Source organism: Psychrobacter sp. GP33, from assembly GCF_014119005.1.
Taxonomy (GTDB): domain Bacteria; phylum Pseudomonadota; class Gammaproteobacteria; order Pseudomonadales; family Moraxellaceae; genus Psychrobacter.
In genome coordinates this window covers 159260-179017 of record NZ_JACGYX010000002.1, presented here as the reverse complement: position 1 = coordinate 179017, position 19758 = coordinate 159260, and the positions used below count along the sequence as shown (strand labels likewise).

Sequence of the window (19758 nt, the reverse complement as noted above, 5' to 3'; positions counted from 1 at the left end):
CACCGTTTGGAGATAACCTTATCATAGGTCACGCTATGTGCCTAATATAGATGGGTTAAAAGTACGTTAAATAAAGATAAAAATCGACAATAGTTAATTATAGTGATAAGTAAGTCAAAATTATTTTCAAACCACAATTGTCTTTAGATCAAAACCATTTTTAAGCCAAAAATAGCACCGCCACACAGGCAATCGCTAATAATAGCCCGAGCATATTAATACGATTGAGCGATTCTTTAAAAATACCTACGCCAATTAGGGTTGCTACGGCAATCACGCCGACATTCATACCCGTAAAGACGATACTTGGTGAATCAGATAACACTTGATGGGCGCGAATATAGGCATAAATATTACCGACATTCAGCGCACCTAATAATAATCCAGCAGCTAATGCCCGACCTTGCCAGCGCACACGAACAATAATTAAGTAAATGAACAACAGTAAACCTGCCAGCCCAAAGCTGACAAATAACGTCAGTGGAAATGCTGCTCCTTGTTTTGCTACTTGCTTAAACAAGATATCAATAATACCGTAGCCTACCCATACGCCAAATAACCATATAGGCGTACGTAAGGCATATTTTTGCAGCGTGGTATTAGGTTGGTTATCATCGTTAGTAGATGTAGCTTCTAGCTGCTGCGGACGATAAATAAGTGCACAGAGTGCCAAAAATCCAAGCAATAAGCCAAAAACACGCGTACCGGTTAATACTTCCCCAAATAGTAGAAAAGCGGCAATGATGGGAATAATTAACGATAAACGCTGAGCAGCATCGGTAGCGACCATGCCCACCGCCGCAATTGCGCGACCAAGAATAATAAATACGGCTGGTAGTAATATACCTAGCGCAATGATAATTCCCCAAGCGCTACCAAGCGTATTAATAGCACTCAAATCTGGCTTAAGTAAAAACCATGTGAGCAGAAATGCAACTGGATAACCAGCAACGATAGTTTGGCGAATATCTAACTCTTGTTGTCGTAATATTTTAAGCAGCACAGAAACCGCAACACTACACAGCACTGCGATTATTAAATACATCATTAGCATTTACCTTATTGAACCAGCACTTTATTTATTCATCTTTAACTTTCATTAGCTCAGAGCTGCTGATAATCCATCCAAAAATAGAGAATGTAACAAGGTATGTCATTTACAGCAATCTATTTATTATTATTTAGCAAATATGGACTGACATAAGGCCGAGATTTATGGTTTATATAGTGTCTACCGAGTTCAAATTACAATTACCATGCAGGTGTGATTGCGAAGTTTTGCTAAAATAGAGTGCTATTTTACTAACACAAATCACAGTACAGGATGACGTTGAATAACGCCTATCTTGACCTACTGTTATTGACCTATTGCTACTGCCTATGAATGCTCTATTTCGCTTTTTTGAATCCCGCCTGTCCGCTTTTCCTGATACGCCAATGCCATTGCCCCGTGATGGGCTGATTAAGTTTCTGTGGGCGTGTACCGAGGGCTTGCGCGGCTGGCTACTACTATTTATGATTCTGTCCGCTGGTATTGGTATCTATGAAGCCATGCTATTTGCGTGGATTGGTAATTTGGTCGATTGGCTGGGTACTTATACACCGCAGAATTTATGGACCGAGAAAGGCGATATGTTGCTGCTGATGCTGGCAGTCCTAATTATCAGTCCCTTTTGGATTTCCTTATCGTCCTTGATTCGTTTTCAGTCTATTCAAGGCGTGTTTCCGATGCAGATGCGCTGGCGTTTTCACCAGCGGATGCTGGGTCAATCCATGCAGTTTTATCAGGATGAATTCTCAGGTCGTGTTTCTGCTAAGGTCATGCAAACGGCACTGGCTGTGCGCGATACGGTAATGACGGTCACTGATATGCTGCTGTATGTCCTCGTCTACTTTATTACTACTGGGGTTATTTTATTTAACTTAGACGTTTTATTGTTAATTCCATTTTTGATTTGGTTCGTACTGTTTGGTTTGACCATGTGGTTCTTTATTCCTAAGCTCAAACGTACTGCCATTGTGCAGGCTGATGCGCGCGCGCTGATGGTTGGTCGTATCACCGATGCGTATGCCAATATTATGACGGTGAAGCTATTTAGCCATTCACGCCGTGAGCTTAGCTATGCAAAAGATGCGATGGGGCAGTTTTTAGGAACGGTACACTCACAAATGCGCTGGGTCTCACAACTCGAAATCGTTAATCATACCATCAGCGTTATTTTAATTGGTACGACCGCTGGCATTGGTTTATATCTCTGGGAAAATGGCACGATCGGCGTGGGCGCTATTGCAGCAGCAACCGCTATGGCATTACGGTTAAATGGTCTCACCAAAATGATTATGTGGCAAACGGCCAGCTTGTTCGAGAGTATCGGTACGGTACAAGATGGTATGCGTACCTTATCCGCGCCGCAGACCGTCGTGGATATACCTAATGCGAAAGCATTAGTGGTCACAGATGGCAATATTGTCTTTGAGCATGTTGATTTCAGTTACGAGAGTGACGACGTTGTTGATGATATCGAAGGCGAGCATATTGATGAAGTAAATCCTAGGATTGCTTCGCGAGTTAAATTATTAGACGACTTTCATTTAGATATCAAACCGGGTGAAAAAATTGGTCTGGTAGGGCGTTCAGGTGCGGGTAAATCTACTTTGGTTAATTTACTGTTGCGCTTTTTTGATGTTGATAGCGGTAAAATTCGTGTCGATGGGCAAGCAATTGATGAGGTTACTCAAGAGTCGTTGCGTCAGCAAATTGGTATGGTCACCCAAGATACCTCGCTGCTACATCGTACAGTACGCGAAAATATCGCTTATGGCCGTCCTGATGCTACTGATGATGAGATTATCTTTGCGGCAAAACAAGCACAGGCATGGGAATTCATCAAAGACTTGTATGATGATAAAGGCAATACGGGTCTTGATACCCAAGTCGGTGAACGCGGTGTCAAACTCTCTGGCGGTCAACGTCAGCGCATTGCTATATCACGTGTCATGCTGAAAAACGCACCGATTCTATTACTTGATGAAGCGACCAGTGCCCTTGATTCTGAAATTGAATTTGCCATTACTGAGAGCCTCAACGATATTATGACTGGAAAAACGGTCATTGCCATTGCCCACCGTTTATCAACCATTGCGGCACTTGATAGGCTGGTGGTGATGGATAAAGGACGTATTATTGAACAAGGTAGTCATGACGAATTGTTAGAGTTACACGGTGTTTATGCGCGCTTATGGCATCGCCAAAGTGGTGGTTTCTTAGGTGAAGACAGCGAGCAGGATTAAACGACAAAGGGAAATAGTAAGGTGGGTAATATGGAAGCGTTTGCAAAAAGTATCACGGTTCATAAAAAAAATGCACGCTATTATGAATTAAGTCAGCTTAATCCTTTGGCAAATAATCCTAATAGCGTGCGCCCACCGGCACATTTCTATGGCGGTAACGGTTTTACGGTCGGCGCTTATACGCCCTTATTGGAGACGCTTGCATTAGGCTTTACGCTCAGCTCACTTGCGATGCGTGGCTATTGGTATGATAAGCCAACCAGTCGCTGTCTAACGCGCGCGCAAGATGCGGATATGCTGATTGAGTTTTTAGAAAAAACACAAGACGCGCCTATCGTTGGTATTGGTCATTCACAAGGTGCTACCGCTACTGCTATCGCAGCGGCAAAGCGTCCTGATTTGTTTTCGCAATTGTACTTAATAGAGCCGGTGACCTTTACCAAAACACAAACGCGATTATATAATTTAACACCGCGCGTGCTAAAGCTCACTCGTGAACCCTTTAAAAGTACGTTAACAAAACAAGCCACGTGGGCAAGCGTTGCAGAATTTTATGAGCATCTGCGCGCCCAACGCGCATATCGTCGTATCAGTGATGCACATCTGCAAGTGTTCGCTGAAAATAGCTTGGAGCAGCAGCCGGATGGTAGCTATACTTTATTATTTAGCCCTGAGCAGGAACTCGCCAACTATTTTGGCACGCCGTATATCGATGATGCCCTCAAACAATTACGTTGCCCTTATACCATTATTACCGGCAAACCCACCTTATTTATCAGCGATAAAGTCAGAAAAAATTGGGCGAAATTCATTCCTAATGAAAACATAATATCCTTGCCAAAATATGGACATTTACTGCCCATAGAAGCACCTGAACTCTGTGCTCAAGTCATCATCAACCATTATCAAAACGATAAATAAGTAGCGCTATGACAGACCTTTTCTCCCCTGTACCCACTGATAATATATTGCCTTATGACGGTCAGGTTCATGACTTAGGGGTTATTATTGATTATCCCAGCCCCTTATTTTATAACCTAGTAACCGAGCTACCTTGGCAAGCGGATGTCGTCACTTTATTTGGTAAAACGCATCTCACCACGCGGCAAATCGTATGGATGGGTGATAGCGATATTGACTATCAGTATTCTGGTCATGTGCGTCAAACCATACCTTGGACAAATACTATCTTGTCTATCAAACAGCATATTGAGCAACGGTTATCAGACATTGGGATTGAGGCGGATTTTAATTCGTGTTTGCTGAATTATTATCCATCAGGCGATGATGGTATGGGCTATCACGCTGATGATGAGCCGGAGCTTGGTGCGCAGCCGCTCATTGCCTCTTTATCGCTTGGTGCCACCCGTAAATTTGTGTTTAAGCATAAAAAAACTCAAGGTAAAGTGGCGCTTTATCTTGAGTCCGGTCAGCTGATTGTCATGCGAGGCGATACGCAGACCTTTTGGAAACACAGTATCACCAAAACCACTACGGTAGCCGATGGGCGTATTAGTCTAACGTTTCGGCACATGCTTACTGGTTAATCTAAAAGAATTAAAAATAAAATAATCGTGCCTATTTTCCTCTTAACCGATATTGTTTAACCAGCCATTGAATACCTATTGCCAGTGTTAATACTATTAACAATAGGTAAATAATAACTAAATCAGTACGAATATTCGTAGTCGCCGACCAACGCTGCGTTATAAAATGGTAAGGAACGAACAATATCCACGCGCCTAACGTCACTTTTTGCAATGCGGTCAGCATTTACATAGCCACTTCTAATATAATTTTGCCAAAGGCATCGCCTTTTTGTAGCTCGTGATGGGCAGCTACAGTCTCAGACAGCGGATAGCTCCGCAGTACTTTTAACGTCAATTTACCATCTGCTACCTGCTGTAGCACTCGTGCCATATCCTCACCATTTGGCTTAACCCCATAACCATCCACACTCAAATTTTTATCGCTCCCCGCCTCTTTAAGTTTATCAACCCAAATTGAGGGTAAAACTTTAACGCGCCCGCCAGATTTGAGCACGCTCAGCGCACGCACCCCTGCATTATCACCGACCAAATCTAACAATACATCGGCTTGTAAATTAGGAAACGCTTCATCTTTTGTATAATCAATCCAGTCCGCAAGCTTATCTTTATCAATTAACGTATCGAGTTTAGCGTATTTTTCTGGCGAGCAAATTACTGTTAGCTTGATATCGTCTTGTGCAACTTTATCCATAAGCATCTGAATTAATAAATGACCAACACCACCAGCCGGTGCGTTCATCACAACATGCTCGCCTGCTTTGATATCAGAAAATTCTAGAAACTGCAATGCGGTTTGACCAGCACAAGGCAAAGCGCCCGCCTGTTTTAACGTGACGTTGTCCGGTACGATAGCTAATAAATTTGCATCTACGACTACGTATTCTGCATAGCAACCGCTGGCAAAACTTAATGCTGCAACCTTATCACCAACAGCAAATTTATCACTACGACTAGCAACGATTTCACCAGCGACATCAAAACCTAAAATCGCGGGTTTATCATTATCAAACTTTTCTTTTTGAATATTGGCAGCGCCCCAGCCTTTACCTTGACGGGTTTTATAATCGACTGGATTAATGCCAGCGTAAGCGACTTTTACCAATACTTGATCTTCGCCAAGTTCAGGAACGGCAACGCCCTCTTGATACTTCATCACTTCCGGTTCGCCAAATTCGCTGATAAGGACTGCATGTTGGGTATGAGGTAATACTTGTTGAGTCATTTTAAATATCCTTATTTAATGATGATTATTCATTAATAATTATTGGTTTTATGAACAGTGAGTTATTTATTATTGTATTTAGAAAACTTGACTACTTTAACGCCAATTCTGCGCTAATAGGCAGATGGTCTGACAGTTTTGACCACGGCTTGCCCGTATGTACCCAAGCATCTTTAACAACTAAGTTACGCACATAAATACGATCTAAGCTCAATACCGGCAATTTCGCAGGAAAGGTCGGTGATAATTTACCATGACAATGTTTAAAGGCTTCGGTCATACCCAAACTTGACGCCAGCCGATCACAGGACATTTTTTTCCAATCATTAAAATCACCTGCCAATACCAGCGGCTGGTCAGGGGCAATGGCATGACGTACATAGTCGCTAATTGCCTGATACTGCTTGATACGGTCGCGCTCGAATAGATTAAGATGGGCGCATAAAATTACCACTGGCATCTCCCAACCTATCGGCTGTACTTCGCAATGCAACACCCCACGTTGCTCCAGCTTATTCACTGTGATATTAACATTATGCTTGGGGTCGAGTGGAAAGCGACTGAGTACCGCGTTGCCATGATGTCCATTATCATATTCTGAGTTTTTACCGTAGCTATTTTGCAGCTGCAAAAACTCTCCGAACCATTCGTGCTGCGACTGGTCAGGATACTCGTTATATTGCATATTACGTTTAAGGTTTTGCCCTTGAACTTCTTGTAAGCACAGCACATCTGAACCCACGCCTTCTAGTGCTTGGGCAATACCTTGCATTTTGACTTGTCGATTCAATGGCGACATGCCTTTATGGATGTTATAGCTGGTCAGGACAAAAGATTTTTTAGGAGTCATGGATTTAGTCGTCATCCGTAAAGTTAAAAATTTGAATTGAAAAAGCAAAAATGCTTAATCATAGTTTTAACGCCTAGCCATAAGTTTTATCGAGGTAATCAATAATATTTTGTGACTCAAACATTTTCGTATTCGTATTAGGGTCAATAAGGTAAGGAAATTGCAGCTTACCATTCATAACCTCATTCATGATGCGCTCACGTTTGCCGCCTTTGATCGGCTGGTATTTACCAAGGTTCAGACGCAATCCGAACACCCCAATATCTTCTATCTGCTCACGCGCTACATTATGACAGATGTAACCAACCTCAAGCTCACACAGCTTTTCACGTACCAAACGACAAAATGGACTGGCATCGAAACCGTATAAATGTAACAGCTGTTCAGGCTTACCGCGCGCGATATTCTTTTTCGGATGGACAGCTTTTACTCCACGCATCATCGAAGCAACACTGGTCGCTTTATTTAGTAAAGTAGCATTATCGCCACTAGGTTGCTGATATTTCTTAGGAGTCTTACCTTTTTGAGAATAATGGGCAAATAAATGGTCAATGATAACTTGAGAATCTAATAACTTATCATCTGTATTGTCATCTATTAAAAAAGGAACTTGCTTCTTGCCTGCCATATCTTCGAGATCATCACGGTAAACGTGACCTTTATGGGGACTTGGACGGCTTTCATAATCCAGATTAAGAGAGGTCATAACCTCTCGCACGCGACGTGAATAAGGGCATGCTTCATGCTCATATAAAATCAAGGCTTTATTAGGCTGCCTCGGCGTTGGCGTACCCATATTGCCACGTCCACCGCGTAATACAGTCGAGACTGTGGCTTGTACACTTTTTACTTTAAAACCAATGGTATTATTTGGAATCAGCATTGTCAGTGTCCTTCTTATTAAATCCAATATATTTTACTGCTATTTTATTTGTTAACACCGTTTTTCAAACCATTCTTAATAATACCTGACATAACTATCAATATAAAAAGAGTAGCAGTAATATAAAAGGAGCACCAGCTCTAGTGAACCAATGCTCCTTTTTATTGATTAGAATACTATCGTCGACGTAGTAGAATCCGACAACAATACAAATCATTTAGTCATTAATAACGGGTTACCAAGGCGATAGGTTGGTCTGCACTCATAATATCTTGTGGCATAAAGACTGCTTTGCCGCCATTATGAATCACATGCTCGATGATAAGTCCGATAGCGTCATCAGTCACGCCTGCGCCTCCTGTCTCGTCCGTCACACTTAAGGTCTGCGCATCTTCATCCACTTTAGCCGATTGCACATAGCCGCGACGCACATATAACGTCTCGCCTGCGCCTTGATAGGCTGCACGGTAAACATCTTGTAAATCCGTGCTTAACGCATTAGCACCGCGGGCTTTATCAATCTCGCCAAGCGCTGCTTCGTGTAAGGATGTACGATAGCTTTCTACTGCTTCTTGCACACCATCAATAATATGCTGGGCATTACCACTGTCAAGTTCAGTCAAATTTGAGACCGTTGCGATAATATTTTCAGGACGATCACAGACATCCTTATAATAGCCGATATTGCGCACGTCACCTACGATGACCAGCGGCATTTTATGCTCGCCCCACAGCTCTTGCACACTCTTGTCCACTTGATTAAAGAATTCTTTTAGGTAGCTATTTTCGTTATTAGCAGAGCGGTCAGAGCTGCCATCACCCGTGGTATATAGTCCATTATTATCGATGGGAAATGGGATATTTTCCATATTACTTTGCTGAATACTAGCCGCATCAAACTCTCTGACTACGCGATCATTTGCCGCTTCAATCAGCCGCGCTTTATCACGGGTCAATACGACGGTATAATAATGCACTGCACTTGCCATATCACGAACTAAATCACGGGTTGCAAAGCGATCAGAGATAACCACACGCTCAACCGTATCAAGTGGCATACGAATCACTTGCACATCATCAGTACTCGCGAAAATAGCCAATGTATCGAGATTATAATTATGATTCAGCTCTTTAGTCTCGGCATGTATTTTGTCCATAATCGCCGTTGCAGTATGCTTGTCATACTCATTGGTTAGACGCTCTTCAACCACTTTTAGCTGATTTTTTAGGGCAATGGGATCTTGGTCATTGGCAGGATGGGCACGGTGGGTTTTTACAAAAATGCTGACCGCTGGATTAGCTTTGGTTTCACGAAGACTTTTGAGTGTCGCTTTCATAAATACTTTTCCTTGTTTTATTATCATTAAGTTTGATAGTCATTAACTTTATAATGGTAAAAGTGAATTTTATTTGAAGCACATCTTTATTTTAATTTTGTTCTAAGATTTTGTTCTGCATCTTGTTCTATCAGTTTTATTCGAAGCTTATCTTCTTTAACCATAGCAAGTTCGTTGACAGCACTATACGGTGACTTTGCAAGGAAATGATGACAGTTTGTAAGTGAGCATAGATATTAATAAATATTCTAGTATTGGTTGATAATATAAAAGGTTGATACGATAAGCATCATACTTTAATGGTCTGGTTACCGCTCATTACTTAGTTAAGAGCTTGACTAAATGCTTGGCTTGCATTCTTCTGCCATCATACCCATCTTTTAGTTATTGCTATTTGATGTGACATAGCAAAATTTATTTAAAAAATTATAAAAGTGACATTGAACGCACTACTTTTCACATAACGATTCCTATTAACAAAACTTTTATTAACAAGATTTTATTCATACGCTTTATTCAACTTGGATACTTTTATGCCTACTCTGACTTCAGATTTACACCTTGTCGACTTTAGCACCGCTTCTGCTGACGACTTACAAACCCAAGTAACGGCAGCGATTGAGCAAGCCAATGCCTTTTTAGATACGCTCACGGCGCGTACCGATAACGGCAGTATGAGCGCAGAACAGGCGTTATCTGATATTATTGCCTTTGACCATATTAATTTGGCATTGGATCGCAGCTGGGGCGTTTTATCGCACTTAAATAGTGTGATGAGTAATGATGAGATTCGTCATGTGCACCATGAGCTACTGCCGCAGTTGTCTGCTTATGGTACGCGGGTTGGGCAACATCAGCCGCTCTTTGGCTGCTACCAAGCCATCACTCAAGATGCAGCGTTTTTTGCCACGCTTGAGCCAGCACGTGCGCGTGCTATCGAGCTGTCATTACAGCGTTTTGAGTTGTCAGGTGTGGCACTAGCCAAAGCAGATCAAGAGACATTTGCGGCGATTCAAAGTCAACTATCCACGCTGTCCGCTACTTTTTCAGATAACGTTATGGATGCTACCCAAGCGTATGCCTTACCTCTTGAGAAAGAGCAGTTGGCAGGGTTGACCGACAGTGGCTTGGCACTATTAGCGGATGCGGGCGAGCAGTATAAAGCAACGGCGTTAAAAAATGGGTCGCTCACGCCTACCGATATCGCAGCGTTACCTGAGCCTTATTATGTGGCGACTTTAAATATTCCAGTCTATTTAGCCGTGATGACTTACGCGGATAATCGCGAACTGCGTGAGACGTTGTATCGCGCTTATGTGACCCGTGCTTCAGAGTTTGATGCGCATACGAATACTAAGGGCGAATCGCTTAATAATGCCGATATTATGGGACAAATCTTACAATTGCGTGAGCAAAAAGCCCAACTATTAGGGTTTGCTAATTATGCTGAAGTGTCGTTATCGACTAAAATGGCAGACAACGTAGCAGAAGTTGAAGCCTTTTTGCGCAGTCTAGCGGTGCAAGCAACGCCCACTGCCAAGCAGGATTTGGCACAATTGCAAGACAGTGCTAAAGCTTATGGCATTGATGCGCTACAAGCGTGGGACAGCGCTTATATTGCCGAAAAGGTAAAACAAAGCAAATTTAGCTTATCGCAAGAGGAAATACGTCCTTACTTCCCATTACCTACTGTGATTGACGGTTTGTTTGCTATTGTTGAGCGCTTATACGGCATCACAGTACAAGAGCAGAAGTTAAATGATAGCCAAAACATAGCGCAAACAGATGACATACAAGTAAATACAGTATCGCGCTGGCATGATGATGTGCGTTTTTATCAATTATTCGATGCTGACGGCAGCTTAGTTGGTGGTTTTTACTTTGATTTATTTGCCCGCAGTGGCAAACGTGGCGGCGCGTGGATGAGTGGCTTTCAATCACGCTATCACCATGAGGATGAAGGCTATCAGCAGTTACCGGTCTGTTTTATGGTTGGCAATTTTACCCCAGCATTGGATGGCAAACCCAGCCTACTAACTCATGATGAAGTCATTACCTTATTCCATGAATTTGGTCATGGTTTGCATCACTTGTTAACGCAAGTGACCGTCGGCGATGTCGCGGGTGTCAATGGCGTTGAGTGGGATGCCGTTGAGTTACCCAGTCAATTTATGGAAAACTGGGCGTGGGATGCAGAAGGCATTGCCTTGATTAGTAGTCATGTCGAGACTGGAAAGCCACTGCCACAAGACAAGCTCGATGCGTTGCTGGCGGCGAAAAACTTCCAAAGCGGCATGCAAACCTTGCGACAGATTGAATTTGCCTTATTTGATTTATTGATACATTCGCACACGCCAGCGCTAGATTATGCCGGTATCTTGAGCACGTTAGATGGTGTGCGTGATGACATTGCCATTATGGAAACGCCAGACTATAACCGCTTTGCCAATGGCTTTAGTCATATCTTTGCCGGTGGCTATGCTGCAGGTTATTATTCTTATAAATGGGCGGAGCTACTGTCTGCCGATGCCTTTAGTAAGTTTGAAGAAGAAGGTATTTTTAATCCTATTATCGGCAAAGCCTTCCGTGAGACCATTTTATCTGTCGGCGGCAGCTTGCCTGCAAAAACTAACTTTGAGAATTTCCGTGGTCGTAGCGCCAGTATTGATGCGCTATTACGCCACAGTGGTTTTCATGATAAACAGGCAGGTAATGTTAGCTTAAACAGTGAGGCGAGCTGATGCGATATCAATCAGAAGCGCCAAAACGGCGATTTTTGGCAGGCGTGAGCTGTCCCAAATGTCAGCAAATGGATGCCGTGGTTCAGGTCAATATTGTCACACCAGTGCCCGATGAATATATCGAATGTACTCAATGCGGACATCGCGAGCATCGACCTGATCCCAATGTCATTAGCGCCAAAAACCATGCCGAAGACCAACTTATTCGTGATGCTATGGTAACGGGTACAAGTGGCACGGTGAAGTTTAAACCTTAAATACGGTCTGTATCATTCAAAACTGTATAACTAAAAAGGCAATGCCCTTGACGACGTTAACCTATATCGCCCACTATCCTGAGCACATTCAAGCGCAAGCCGCCACATTGATAAACAGTGGGCGGCTGGGCGACTATATTGACAATAATTATCCGACAAAGCATGAGATACAAAGCGATAAAGCCTTATATCAGTATATTAATGAGATAAAAAGTCAATATATGCGTAAAAGTAGTTCATTGTCACAAGTCAGTTATAACAGTAAACTGCAAGTATTGCAGCGTGCATTGGGCATACATACTTACCAGTCACGCGTACAAGGCAGTAAGCTAAAAGCGCACAACACCATCACCGTTGCCAGCTTATTTAAAGAAGCGCCGTTGGAGTTTTTACGGATGATTGTGGTGCATGAGCTTGCCCATTTTAAAGAAAAAGAGCATAACAAAGCCTTTTATCAATTGTGCTGTCATATGGAACCGAATTATCATCAATTCGAGCTTGATACGCGCCTCTGGCTGCAATGGCGAGAGTTGTAGGTAGTTCTCAATAAATAATAGTTAACAATTAATGGTCACTTTTACAAATTACTTTATGATATTCATCATGCCTATCAACACAAATGACAATATTCTGAAGTGATAACGATTTTTCATGACAATGATTTTTCATAAAGAGATATCTATTACTATGCTATCTTGCGCAGGTAATTTCCTCTCCTTATTAGTAATCTCCCTGATAAAACGCTATACCCAATTTCGGGCTCATTGTGCTGTACTGGCACCTTTTTTTGATTGATATTTATGACCCAACAGCTTGAGGTCGGGGACGTATCCCTCCGAACACAGTATTCCCGCATGATTCTTATGGGTGTCAGTGCTTTTGTAGTGAACACAACAGAGTTTGTCCCTGTTGCCTTATTGAGTGATATTGCGCAAGATTTTTCCATTACACCAGCAGAAACCGGGTGGATGGTGACGCTTTACGCATGGATTGTCGCTGCGATGTCTTTACCGCTCATGCTACTCACCAGTAAGTTGGAGCGTAAGCGCTTATTGTTGTTTGTATTTGTCATCTTTATCGCCAGCCACGTGCTATCCGTATTTGCATGGAGCTTCCAAGTTTTACTGATTAGTCGGGTCGGTATTGCCTTATCGCATGCGATATTTTGGTCGATTACCGCGGCGATTGCGCTGCGTGTGGCGCCTGTTGGTAAAAAAGCACTGGCGCTTAGTGTGCTTGCAACAGGTACGTCACTGGCGATGGTGCTTGGTGTGCCGATAGGGCGTGTGGTAGGTCAATGGTTTGGCTGGCGCACGACGTTTGGCGGTATCGGTGTCATTGCCTTTATTATCTTTATTCTGCAAGCAAAACTGTTACCGACTCTGCCCAGTATGTTCAACGGTTCATTTAGAAAAGTTCCGGAGTTACTGACCAACCCCTTATTGGTGTGCTTGTACTTATTCTGCTTTTTAGCGTTTACCGCCGATTACGCAGCTTACTCTTACATTGAGCCTTTTATGCGCGACGTTGGCGCTATCAGTGAGAACTTAGTCACTTTTATCCTGTTATTGTTTGGCGGTGCAGGGTTAATTGGTAGCGTTATGTTCAGTCGTTGGGGTGAGAAATCCACGACCAATCTGATGTTAATATCTACCATACTCATATTGCTATGTATGGTGACGATGTTGTGGTCAGTCTCGTCCATGTGGTTGCTGAGCCTTAATACCATTATTTGGGGTACGGCTATGATGTTGCTACTGCTGTGTATTCAAGTCAAAGTCATCATGATTGATGTCAATGCGCAAGATATGGTAATGTCAATGTTTTCAGGTATTATCAACTTAGGCATTGGCACTGGGGCGCTGCTCGGCGGCTATGCGGTTACCCATATTTCCCTCTCAAGCGTGGGTTATGTGGGCGCGGCGATCGCAGCTATCGCGCTGTTATTGATGATATTTATGATTCAACGTTTTCCAGCGCTGCGGCACGCTTCTGATTAAGTGAACACTTTAAGTTAAGAATATAAGGTGTTAAAAAAGTACAATAAGAATCAATAACGCTGTACTGAACTTAGGTAACACGTTATCAACACGCATAAAAAAACCGCCTTGAGCACTCATAATAAGTGACTCAATGCGGTTTTTTTACACTCAACTATTATATTATTAAAATAATAGCTTAGTTTTGCTCAACACCTTTCATGGTCAATTTGATGCGACCACGGTTATCGACGTCTTGTACCAGTACTTTCACAATTTGACCTTCAGTCAAGTAATCAGAAACGCTTTCTACACGCTCATCAGAGATTTGTGAGATATGTACCAGACCGTCCGTATTTGGCAATACGTTGACAAACGCACCAAAGTCAACGATACGAGCAACCGTACCTTCATAGGTTTTGCCTACTTCAACTTCAGCGGTCAAGGCTTCGATTTTACCAATAGCGGCTTTAGTCGCGGCTTTATTTTCACCAAAGATACGAATATTACCCGCATCATCGATATCAATAACCGCACCGGTTTCTTCAGTTAGCTGACGAATGGTTGCGCCACCTTTACCGATAACATCACGAATCTTGTCTGGATTGATAGCAATAACCGCATAGTTAGGAGCATGCGCGTTGATTTCAGTACGGCTCTCTGGCAATACTTTATTCATGGCGTCCAAGATATGGATACGACCAGCATGGGCTTGTTTGAGCGCTTGCTCCATGATATCTGGGGTAATACCTTCGATTTTAATGTCCATTTGCAGGGCAGTAATACCGTCTTTAGTACCCGCAACTTTAAAGTCCATATCGCCAAGATGATCTTCATCACCTAAGATGTCAGACAATACAGCAAAGCGTTCGCCTTCTTTAACCAGACCCATTGCGATACCAGCAACCGGTGCTTTTAGTGGTACGCCAGCGTCCATCAATGCCAAGCTTGCGCCGCACACAGAAGCCATAGATGATGAACCGTTAGATTCAGTAATCTCTGATACCACACGAATCACATATGGGAAGCGGTCGCTATCAGGAAGCATCGCTTGCACACCACGGCGTGCTAAACGACCATGACCGATTTCGCGACGTTTTGGTACACCTTCACGACCGGTTTCACCGACTGAGAAATGTGGGAAGTTATAATGCAACATGAAATGGTCACGAATCGTGCCAGCAAGTGAATCAATCATATTCACATCGCGAGTATTACCGAGCGTAGTTGTTACTAAGGCTTGGGTTTCACCACGAGTAAATAGCGCTGAACCATGAGTAAATGGCAATACGCCCACTTGCACATCAAGCGCACGAACGGTTTCTAAATCACGACCATCAATACGTGGCTTGCCTGACAGGATATTGTCACGAACAGTGCGGTATTTTAGGTCATTGTAAATTTCTTTCAGCTCAGCAACGTTATTGCTATAGGCTTCTGACTCTGCATCACCTGCAAGTGCTGCAATAGCTGCGTCTTTGATTTCATCAAGCTTCGCATAACGAGCTTGCTTATCAGTAACGGTATAAGCGTCAGACACTTGCGCGCCAAACTGCTCTTTCATACCAGTCTCTAACGCTTCATCGCGTTTCGGCGCAGTATATTGCTGCTTCGCTGTGCCCACTTCTTCGGCTAACGAGACAATGTTATCGATAACAATTTGCTGCTGCTGATGACCGTATAATACAGCGCCTAGCATTTGGTCTTCTGATAGCTCTGCTGCTTCAGACTCAACCATTAAGACCGCTGATTTTGTACCGGCTACAACCAAATCAAGATCGCTTTCTTTTAGCTGCTCAAGCGTTGGGTTAAGCACGTATTCGCCATTGATAAAACCAACGCGCGCAGCGGCAACAGGACCATTAAATGGCGCATCAGAGATAGCTAGCGCGGCTGAAGCACCGATTAGTGCTGCGATATCTGCTGATTGGGTTTTGTCAGAGGACACAACCGTTGCGGTGATTTGAATCTCGTTGACGTAGCCTTCAGGGAATAGCGGACGAATTGGACGGTCAATTAAGCGTGAGGTTAAGGTTTCAGACTCGCTCGCACGACCTTCACGTTTGCCATAAGCACCCGGAATTTTACCCGCAGCGTACATTTTTTCTTGATAGTTAACCGTCAATGGAAAGAAGTTTTGACCTTCTTTTGCATCAGACTTTACTACTGCAGCTACTAGTACAGTAACGCCACCCATGTGTACCAGAATAGAATGAGCTTGGCGCGCGATACGACCCGTTTCGATGACTACTTGCTGGTCACCGTATTGGAATTCACGTTTAATGGTGTTGAACATACTCTGATTTGTCATATAAATTTTTTCCTAATAATGAATGAAGAAGATAGTATCAGCTCTACATATTGCTGATGCTGATCACTAGAAACTTTGGTTATAGCACTTTATTGGTAAGTGTTGATATTACAGAACCTACCGTCAGTACGGCTATCAACGTACCTCTTACGGTCATACTACTAGATTCTGCTACTTCAAATTCAGTGTCATATCAGCCTTTATCAATTAAAAAAGACTCATATAATTTGTTTAGCTTTGTTCTATCTATACATTTATTTAGCGTCTGTTATATAGCACCTGCTATATATAGACAGAGATATAAAATTGCAGTGCATCATTTTACAGTGATTTGCCCGCATTGACCAATTTATTACATCAGTCTTTTTACTTTACGCGTCAATAGATTTTAGCCTCGAACTGGATAGCTATTTTTATGAATAGCTATCCTGCTTCATACAGGTTTTTTACCCTTATAATCAGACAATTTACCAGCTATAAATATAAAAAAAGCGGTGTGAAACTATTTCACACCGCTTTAATATTACTACTATTTGAGTATTTGGCGTTGAATTAACGACGTAGACCCAATTGGCTGATCAATGTCGTATAACGACCAAGATCTTTACCTTTTAAGTAATCAAGCAATTTACGACGGGTATTAACCATACGGATAAGACCGCGACGGCTATGATGATCCGCTTTGTGTGCTTTAAAATGGTTCTGTAAATCATTGATGCGTGCGCTTAATAAAGCAACTTGCACTTCTGGGGAACCCGTGTCATTTTCGCCGCGCTGATATTGGGCGATAATTTGTTCACGATCAGTATTAGTTAACATAACTTACTCCGGCAATGCTAAAAGAACCAAAAATACTCAATAAAATTAAGCAGGATGGAACAATAGAATAGGATAAAAAAATAGTCTGCTTATGATTCAGGACAACCCTGCATTACTAGAGTTGACCTAGTCATAAGCAAACACAATGTCTTAATGTGGCGCAATTATAGCAAAAAACAATCAAACTAACAGCTTATTTTGCTGCTAGCCTAATTGTTTTTTGCAAAACCTCGTTAGCGTTTAATAATAACCTACTCTTTAGTAACTTACTTTTTGGCATTTTCTTTAATATCCGCTTGCGTTGCGTGACCACCAAGCGCATCGTCGGCTAACGGTGCCGTTATCGCTTCAGCCAGACTTTCAGGCTCTTTATCTTTAGGATTAATATCATCCGCTAACTGTTCTATTTTTTGTTCTTCTGCATCCAGTATTTGTTTAGATTTATCCATATTATCTCTCCTTTCTATAGGCTATATAAATAACAACCCAAATACTGGAAAATAAAAATGCCAAACCTTTATTATGTTTGGCATTTTTAAAATGAAAATAAAAGTTCAAAGAAAAATTTACTATTTTTTTGAACATTATTTAAATTATTGTTCACTTATTTATTATTTGCTTACTCAGAGTCACTTTCATTATCATCACTATTTTCTGACTTACCACTTTCACTATCTTTTTCCGTTTGACCTTCTAACGCAGCTCTAGCAGCATCAGAACGTTGTTGCTCAAATGGCGTATCATTCGGGTTCGGCTGTGACATTGTGTACTCCTTCTTGATGGTTAGAATAGCTCACGATTTAAAATTAATACTTATATAAGTTTTCTTGCAATACTTCTTTCTCAGCAATCAACTTTTCTATTAATAATTTTATTAGTTAATATTTTTCTTATTTTTACCTTAATAGTTTTTTTACCTTAATAATTAACAGTGTCGCCTTCCTTAGCGGACAAGGTTATCTAACAAAAACTAGTGTATAAAAAAGGCAGGTTTCACTATAGATGAAACCTGCAATTAAATGTGACAGTATGTGATTAATGTATTTTGTACGTAAATATGACAAAAACTATCTAACGTTGGATTAATTTTTTCGGCTGCAAGCGTCCATTAAGGCTGACAGCGCCCAAACCTAAAAATTGTCCTGCTTCATCTATCAGACGAATATCAACAGGCAACTCATATTCCATTGGGATATCGGTAGCGCTAGAATTTGCCACCTCTCGCGCGATATTAGCGCTAATATATGCATTAAGCTCAGGCGTCAGTTGTTCAAGCACGTTTAAGCGTTGCCCCATATGTATACGCTCGCACTGCGCGACATTTAACATTAATGTGGCGCTAATATTGACGCAAGCATCAATAGGTAAAAGCTGTCCTAAACGGGCATTGATATCTTTTTGTTCGAGTTGCTCAATGGTAATAGCGTCACTCAGGCAAAATTTGCCCACTTGGATACGGCGTAAAGCAACCAAGTGACCAAGCGTTCCTAAATACTTAGCAATATCCTCGCCAAGTACGCGCACGTAAGTGCCTTTTGTACAAGTTACGGTCAGCTGTATTTGCTGCGCAGTCAGTAGCTCTAAGCTCAACGCTTTAGTCTCAATATCCCTTAATGGACGTTCAATCTCAATACCAGCTCGCGCATACTCATAGAGTTTTTTACCATCTTTTTTTAGCGCAGAGTACATCGGCGGCATTTGCTGCTGTGCGCCCATAAAGTGCTGAGCAGCCTGCTGTAATAAGTCTGCGGTAAGTATCGGTACGTCAGCTTGGGCGACAACTTTCCCATCAGCATCACCAGTATCCGTCTGACTGCCTAACAATATCGTAGCCTGATAAGATTTGTCTGCATCAAGCTGATAATGGCTAAATTTAGTCGCCTCACCTAAGCAAATAGGCAACAATCCTGTTGCCATTGGGTCAAGTGTCCCCGTATGACCCGCCTTTTTGCTGTCATGTATTGGCGACTTAAACAAATACTTAACCTTAGATACCACTTGCTGTGAGGTCATACCGATGGGCTTGTCAATTAAGATAACCCCTGAGATTTTTTCCTTTACTGCCAACTTTGACGCTATAGCCATAATAGTCATTTACTCGTCTATTTCTTGCACTTCAGTTTCGTTTTGCTCAGTTTTAGTCACTGCCTGATTGATCAAATCCATCATATAGTTGCCGCGAGCGGTAACCTCGTCATAATGAAAACGCAAACGCGGTGTAGTACGTGTTTTTAGGCTATGGCTAAGCTCCGTACGCAAGAAGCCAGCTGCTTTATTTAATACGTTTACGCTTTGTTCATGATTGGTTTTAACCATGGCATCATTGAGCTCAGGCTCCATGATGGTGACATAAATATCGGCATAACCCAAGTCAGGGCTAACTTTGACGGTAGAGATGGTTACAAAACCAGTCAGGCGTGGATCGTTAACAGCATCACGTATCAGTACTGCAAGTTCGCGCTGAATCTGATCGGATAGGCGTTGTAAACGTTGGTTCATATTATTATCCTGTTTCTTA

19 protein-coding genes are annotated in these 19758 nt (G+C 42.3%); 7 read left to right on the top strand and 12 right to left on the bottom strand.

The annotated features are described in order from the left end of the window. Positions 1-160 precede the first annotated feature (160 nt). Entirely contained in the window at positions 161-1048 is an 888-nt protein-coding gene (locus H2245_RS03240; protein WP_182405858.1) for an EamA/RhaT family transporter, read from the bottom strand. A gap of 332 nt (positions 1049-1380) precedes the next feature. On the opposite strand from H2245_RS03240, the gene H2245_RS03235 reads away from it, so the two are divergent. Genes H2245_RS03235 through H2245_RS03225 form a run of 3 tightly spaced genes read left to right on the top strand, consistent with a single transcriptional unit; the run spans position 1381 to position 4838 of the window. Continuing rightward, positions 1381-3291 carry an ABC transporter ATP-binding protein gene (locus H2245_RS03235; protein WP_182405856.1) on the top strand — a complete coding sequence of 637 codons (1911 nt, stop codon included), beginning with the start codon at positions 1381-1383 and terminating at the stop codon, positions 3289-3291. 30 nt (positions 3292-3321) lie between these two features. Beyond that, entirely contained in the window at positions 3322-4212 is an 891-nt protein-coding gene (locus H2245_RS03230) for an alpha/beta fold hydrolase (RefSeq protein WP_182405854.1), read from the top strand. Positions 4213-4220: 8 nt separating this feature from the next. Further along, the gene (locus tag H2245_RS03225; protein ID WP_182405852.1) at positions 4221-4838 is read left to right on the top strand and encodes an alpha-ketoglutarate-dependent dioxygenase AlkB; all 618 of its coding nucleotides are present in this window, start codon (positions 4221-4223) and stop codon (positions 4836-4838) included. A gap of 31 nt (positions 4839-4869) precedes the next feature. On the opposite strand, the gene H2245_RS03220 is transcribed toward H2245_RS03225, so the two are convergent. The 5 genes from H2245_RS03220 to H2245_RS03200 all read right to left on the bottom strand — a co-directional run bounded on the left by H2245_RS03220 (position 4870) and on the right by H2245_RS03200 (position 9133). Beyond that, the gene (locus H2245_RS03220; RefSeq protein WP_182405850.1) at positions 4870-5064 is read right to left on the bottom strand and encodes a hypothetical protein; all 195 of its coding nucleotides are present in this window, start codon (positions 5062-5064) and stop codon (positions 4870-4872) included. Next, positions 5065-6063 (bottom strand): NADP-dependent oxidoreductase, encoded by a 999-nt coding sequence (locus tag H2245_RS03215; RefSeq protein WP_182405848.1) that lies wholly within the window; start codon positions 6061-6063, stop codon positions 5065-5067. A gap of 91 nt (positions 6064-6154) precedes the next feature. Then, on the bottom strand, positions 6155-6913 hold the full coding sequence (locus tag H2245_RS03210; RefSeq protein ID WP_182405846.1) for an endonuclease/exonuclease/phosphatase family protein: 759 nt from the start codon (positions 6911-6913) through the stop codon (positions 6155-6157). A gap of 73 nt (positions 6914-6986) precedes the next feature. Then, entirely contained in the window at positions 6987-7796 is an 810-nt protein-coding gene (locus tag H2245_RS03205) for a glutathione S-transferase N-terminal domain-containing protein (RefSeq protein ID WP_182405844.1), read from the bottom strand. 224 nt (positions 7797-8020) lie between these two features. After that, positions 8021-9133, bottom strand: coding sequence for a hypothetical protein (locus tag H2245_RS03200; protein ID WP_182405842.1), 1113 nt, complete (start codon positions 9131-9133; stop codon positions 8021-8023). A 533-nt stretch (positions 9134-9666) separates the two neighbouring features. Here H2245_RS03200 and H2245_RS03195 point away from each other — a divergent pair. From H2245_RS03195 to H2245_RS03180, 4 genes are all read left to right on the top strand, one after another. Continuing rightward, complete coding sequence (locus tag H2245_RS03195; RefSeq protein ID WP_182405840.1) at positions 9667-11874, top strand: M3 family metallopeptidase; 2208 nt, start codon at positions 9667-9669, stop codon at positions 11872-11874. Beyond that, positions 11874-12131, top strand: a complete 258-nt coding sequence (locus tag H2245_RS03190) for a YheV family putative metal-binding protein (protein ID WP_182405838.1) — start codon at positions 11874-11876, stop codon at positions 12129-12131. The genes H2245_RS03195 and H2245_RS03190 overlap by 1 nt, the downstream gene beginning before the upstream one ends. 47 nt (positions 12132-12178) lie before the next feature. Beyond that, a complete protein-coding gene (locus H2245_RS03185) occupies positions 12179-12667 on the top strand; it encodes a M48 family metallopeptidase (RefSeq protein WP_182405836.1) in 489 nt (162 codons plus the stop codon). Positions 12668-12931: 264 nt separating this feature from the next. Next, positions 12932-14131, top strand: a complete 1200-nt coding sequence (locus tag H2245_RS03180; RefSeq protein ID WP_182405834.1) for a sugar transporter — start codon at positions 12932-12934, stop codon at positions 14129-14131. Between the two features lie 178 nt (positions 14132-14309). Here H2245_RS03180 and pnp read toward each other — a convergent pair whose 3' ends face one another. The 6 genes from pnp to H2245_RS03150 form a co-directional block, all read right to left on the bottom strand. Then, positions 14310-16406: a polyribonucleotide nucleotidyltransferase gene (gene pnp / locus H2245_RS03175; protein ID WP_182406231.1), complete on the bottom strand. Its 2097-nt coding sequence runs from the start codon at positions 16404-16406 to the stop codon at positions 14310-14312. A 567-nt stretch (positions 16407-16973) separates the two neighbouring features. Beyond that, positions 16974-17240 carry a 30S ribosomal protein S15 gene (rpsO, locus tag H2245_RS03170; protein WP_045443035.1) on the bottom strand — a complete coding sequence of 89 codons (267 nt, stop codon included), beginning with the start codon at positions 17238-17240 and terminating at the stop codon, positions 16974-16976. A gap of 266 nt (positions 17241-17506) precedes the next feature. After that, positions 17507-17689, bottom strand: a complete 183-nt coding sequence (locus tag H2245_RS03165; RefSeq protein WP_182405831.1) for a hypothetical protein — start codon at positions 17687-17689, stop codon at positions 17507-17509. A gap of 170 nt (positions 17690-17859) precedes the next feature. Continuing rightward, positions 17860-18003, bottom strand: a complete 144-nt coding sequence (locus H2245_RS03160) for a hypothetical protein (protein WP_182405829.1) — start codon at positions 18001-18003, stop codon at positions 17860-17862. Between the two features lie 308 nt (positions 18004-18311). Then, a complete protein-coding gene (gene truB, locus H2245_RS03155) occupies positions 18312-19325 on the bottom strand; it encodes a tRNA pseudouridine(55) synthase TruB (protein WP_182405827.1) in 1014 nt (337 codons plus the stop codon). Between the two features lie 9 nt (positions 19326-19334). Beyond that, the gene (locus tag H2245_RS03150) at positions 19335-19739 is read right to left on the bottom strand and encodes a ribosome-binding factor A (protein WP_182405825.1); all 405 of its coding nucleotides are present in this window, start codon (positions 19737-19739) and stop codon (positions 19335-19337) included. Positions 19740-19758: the final 19 nt, after the last annotated feature.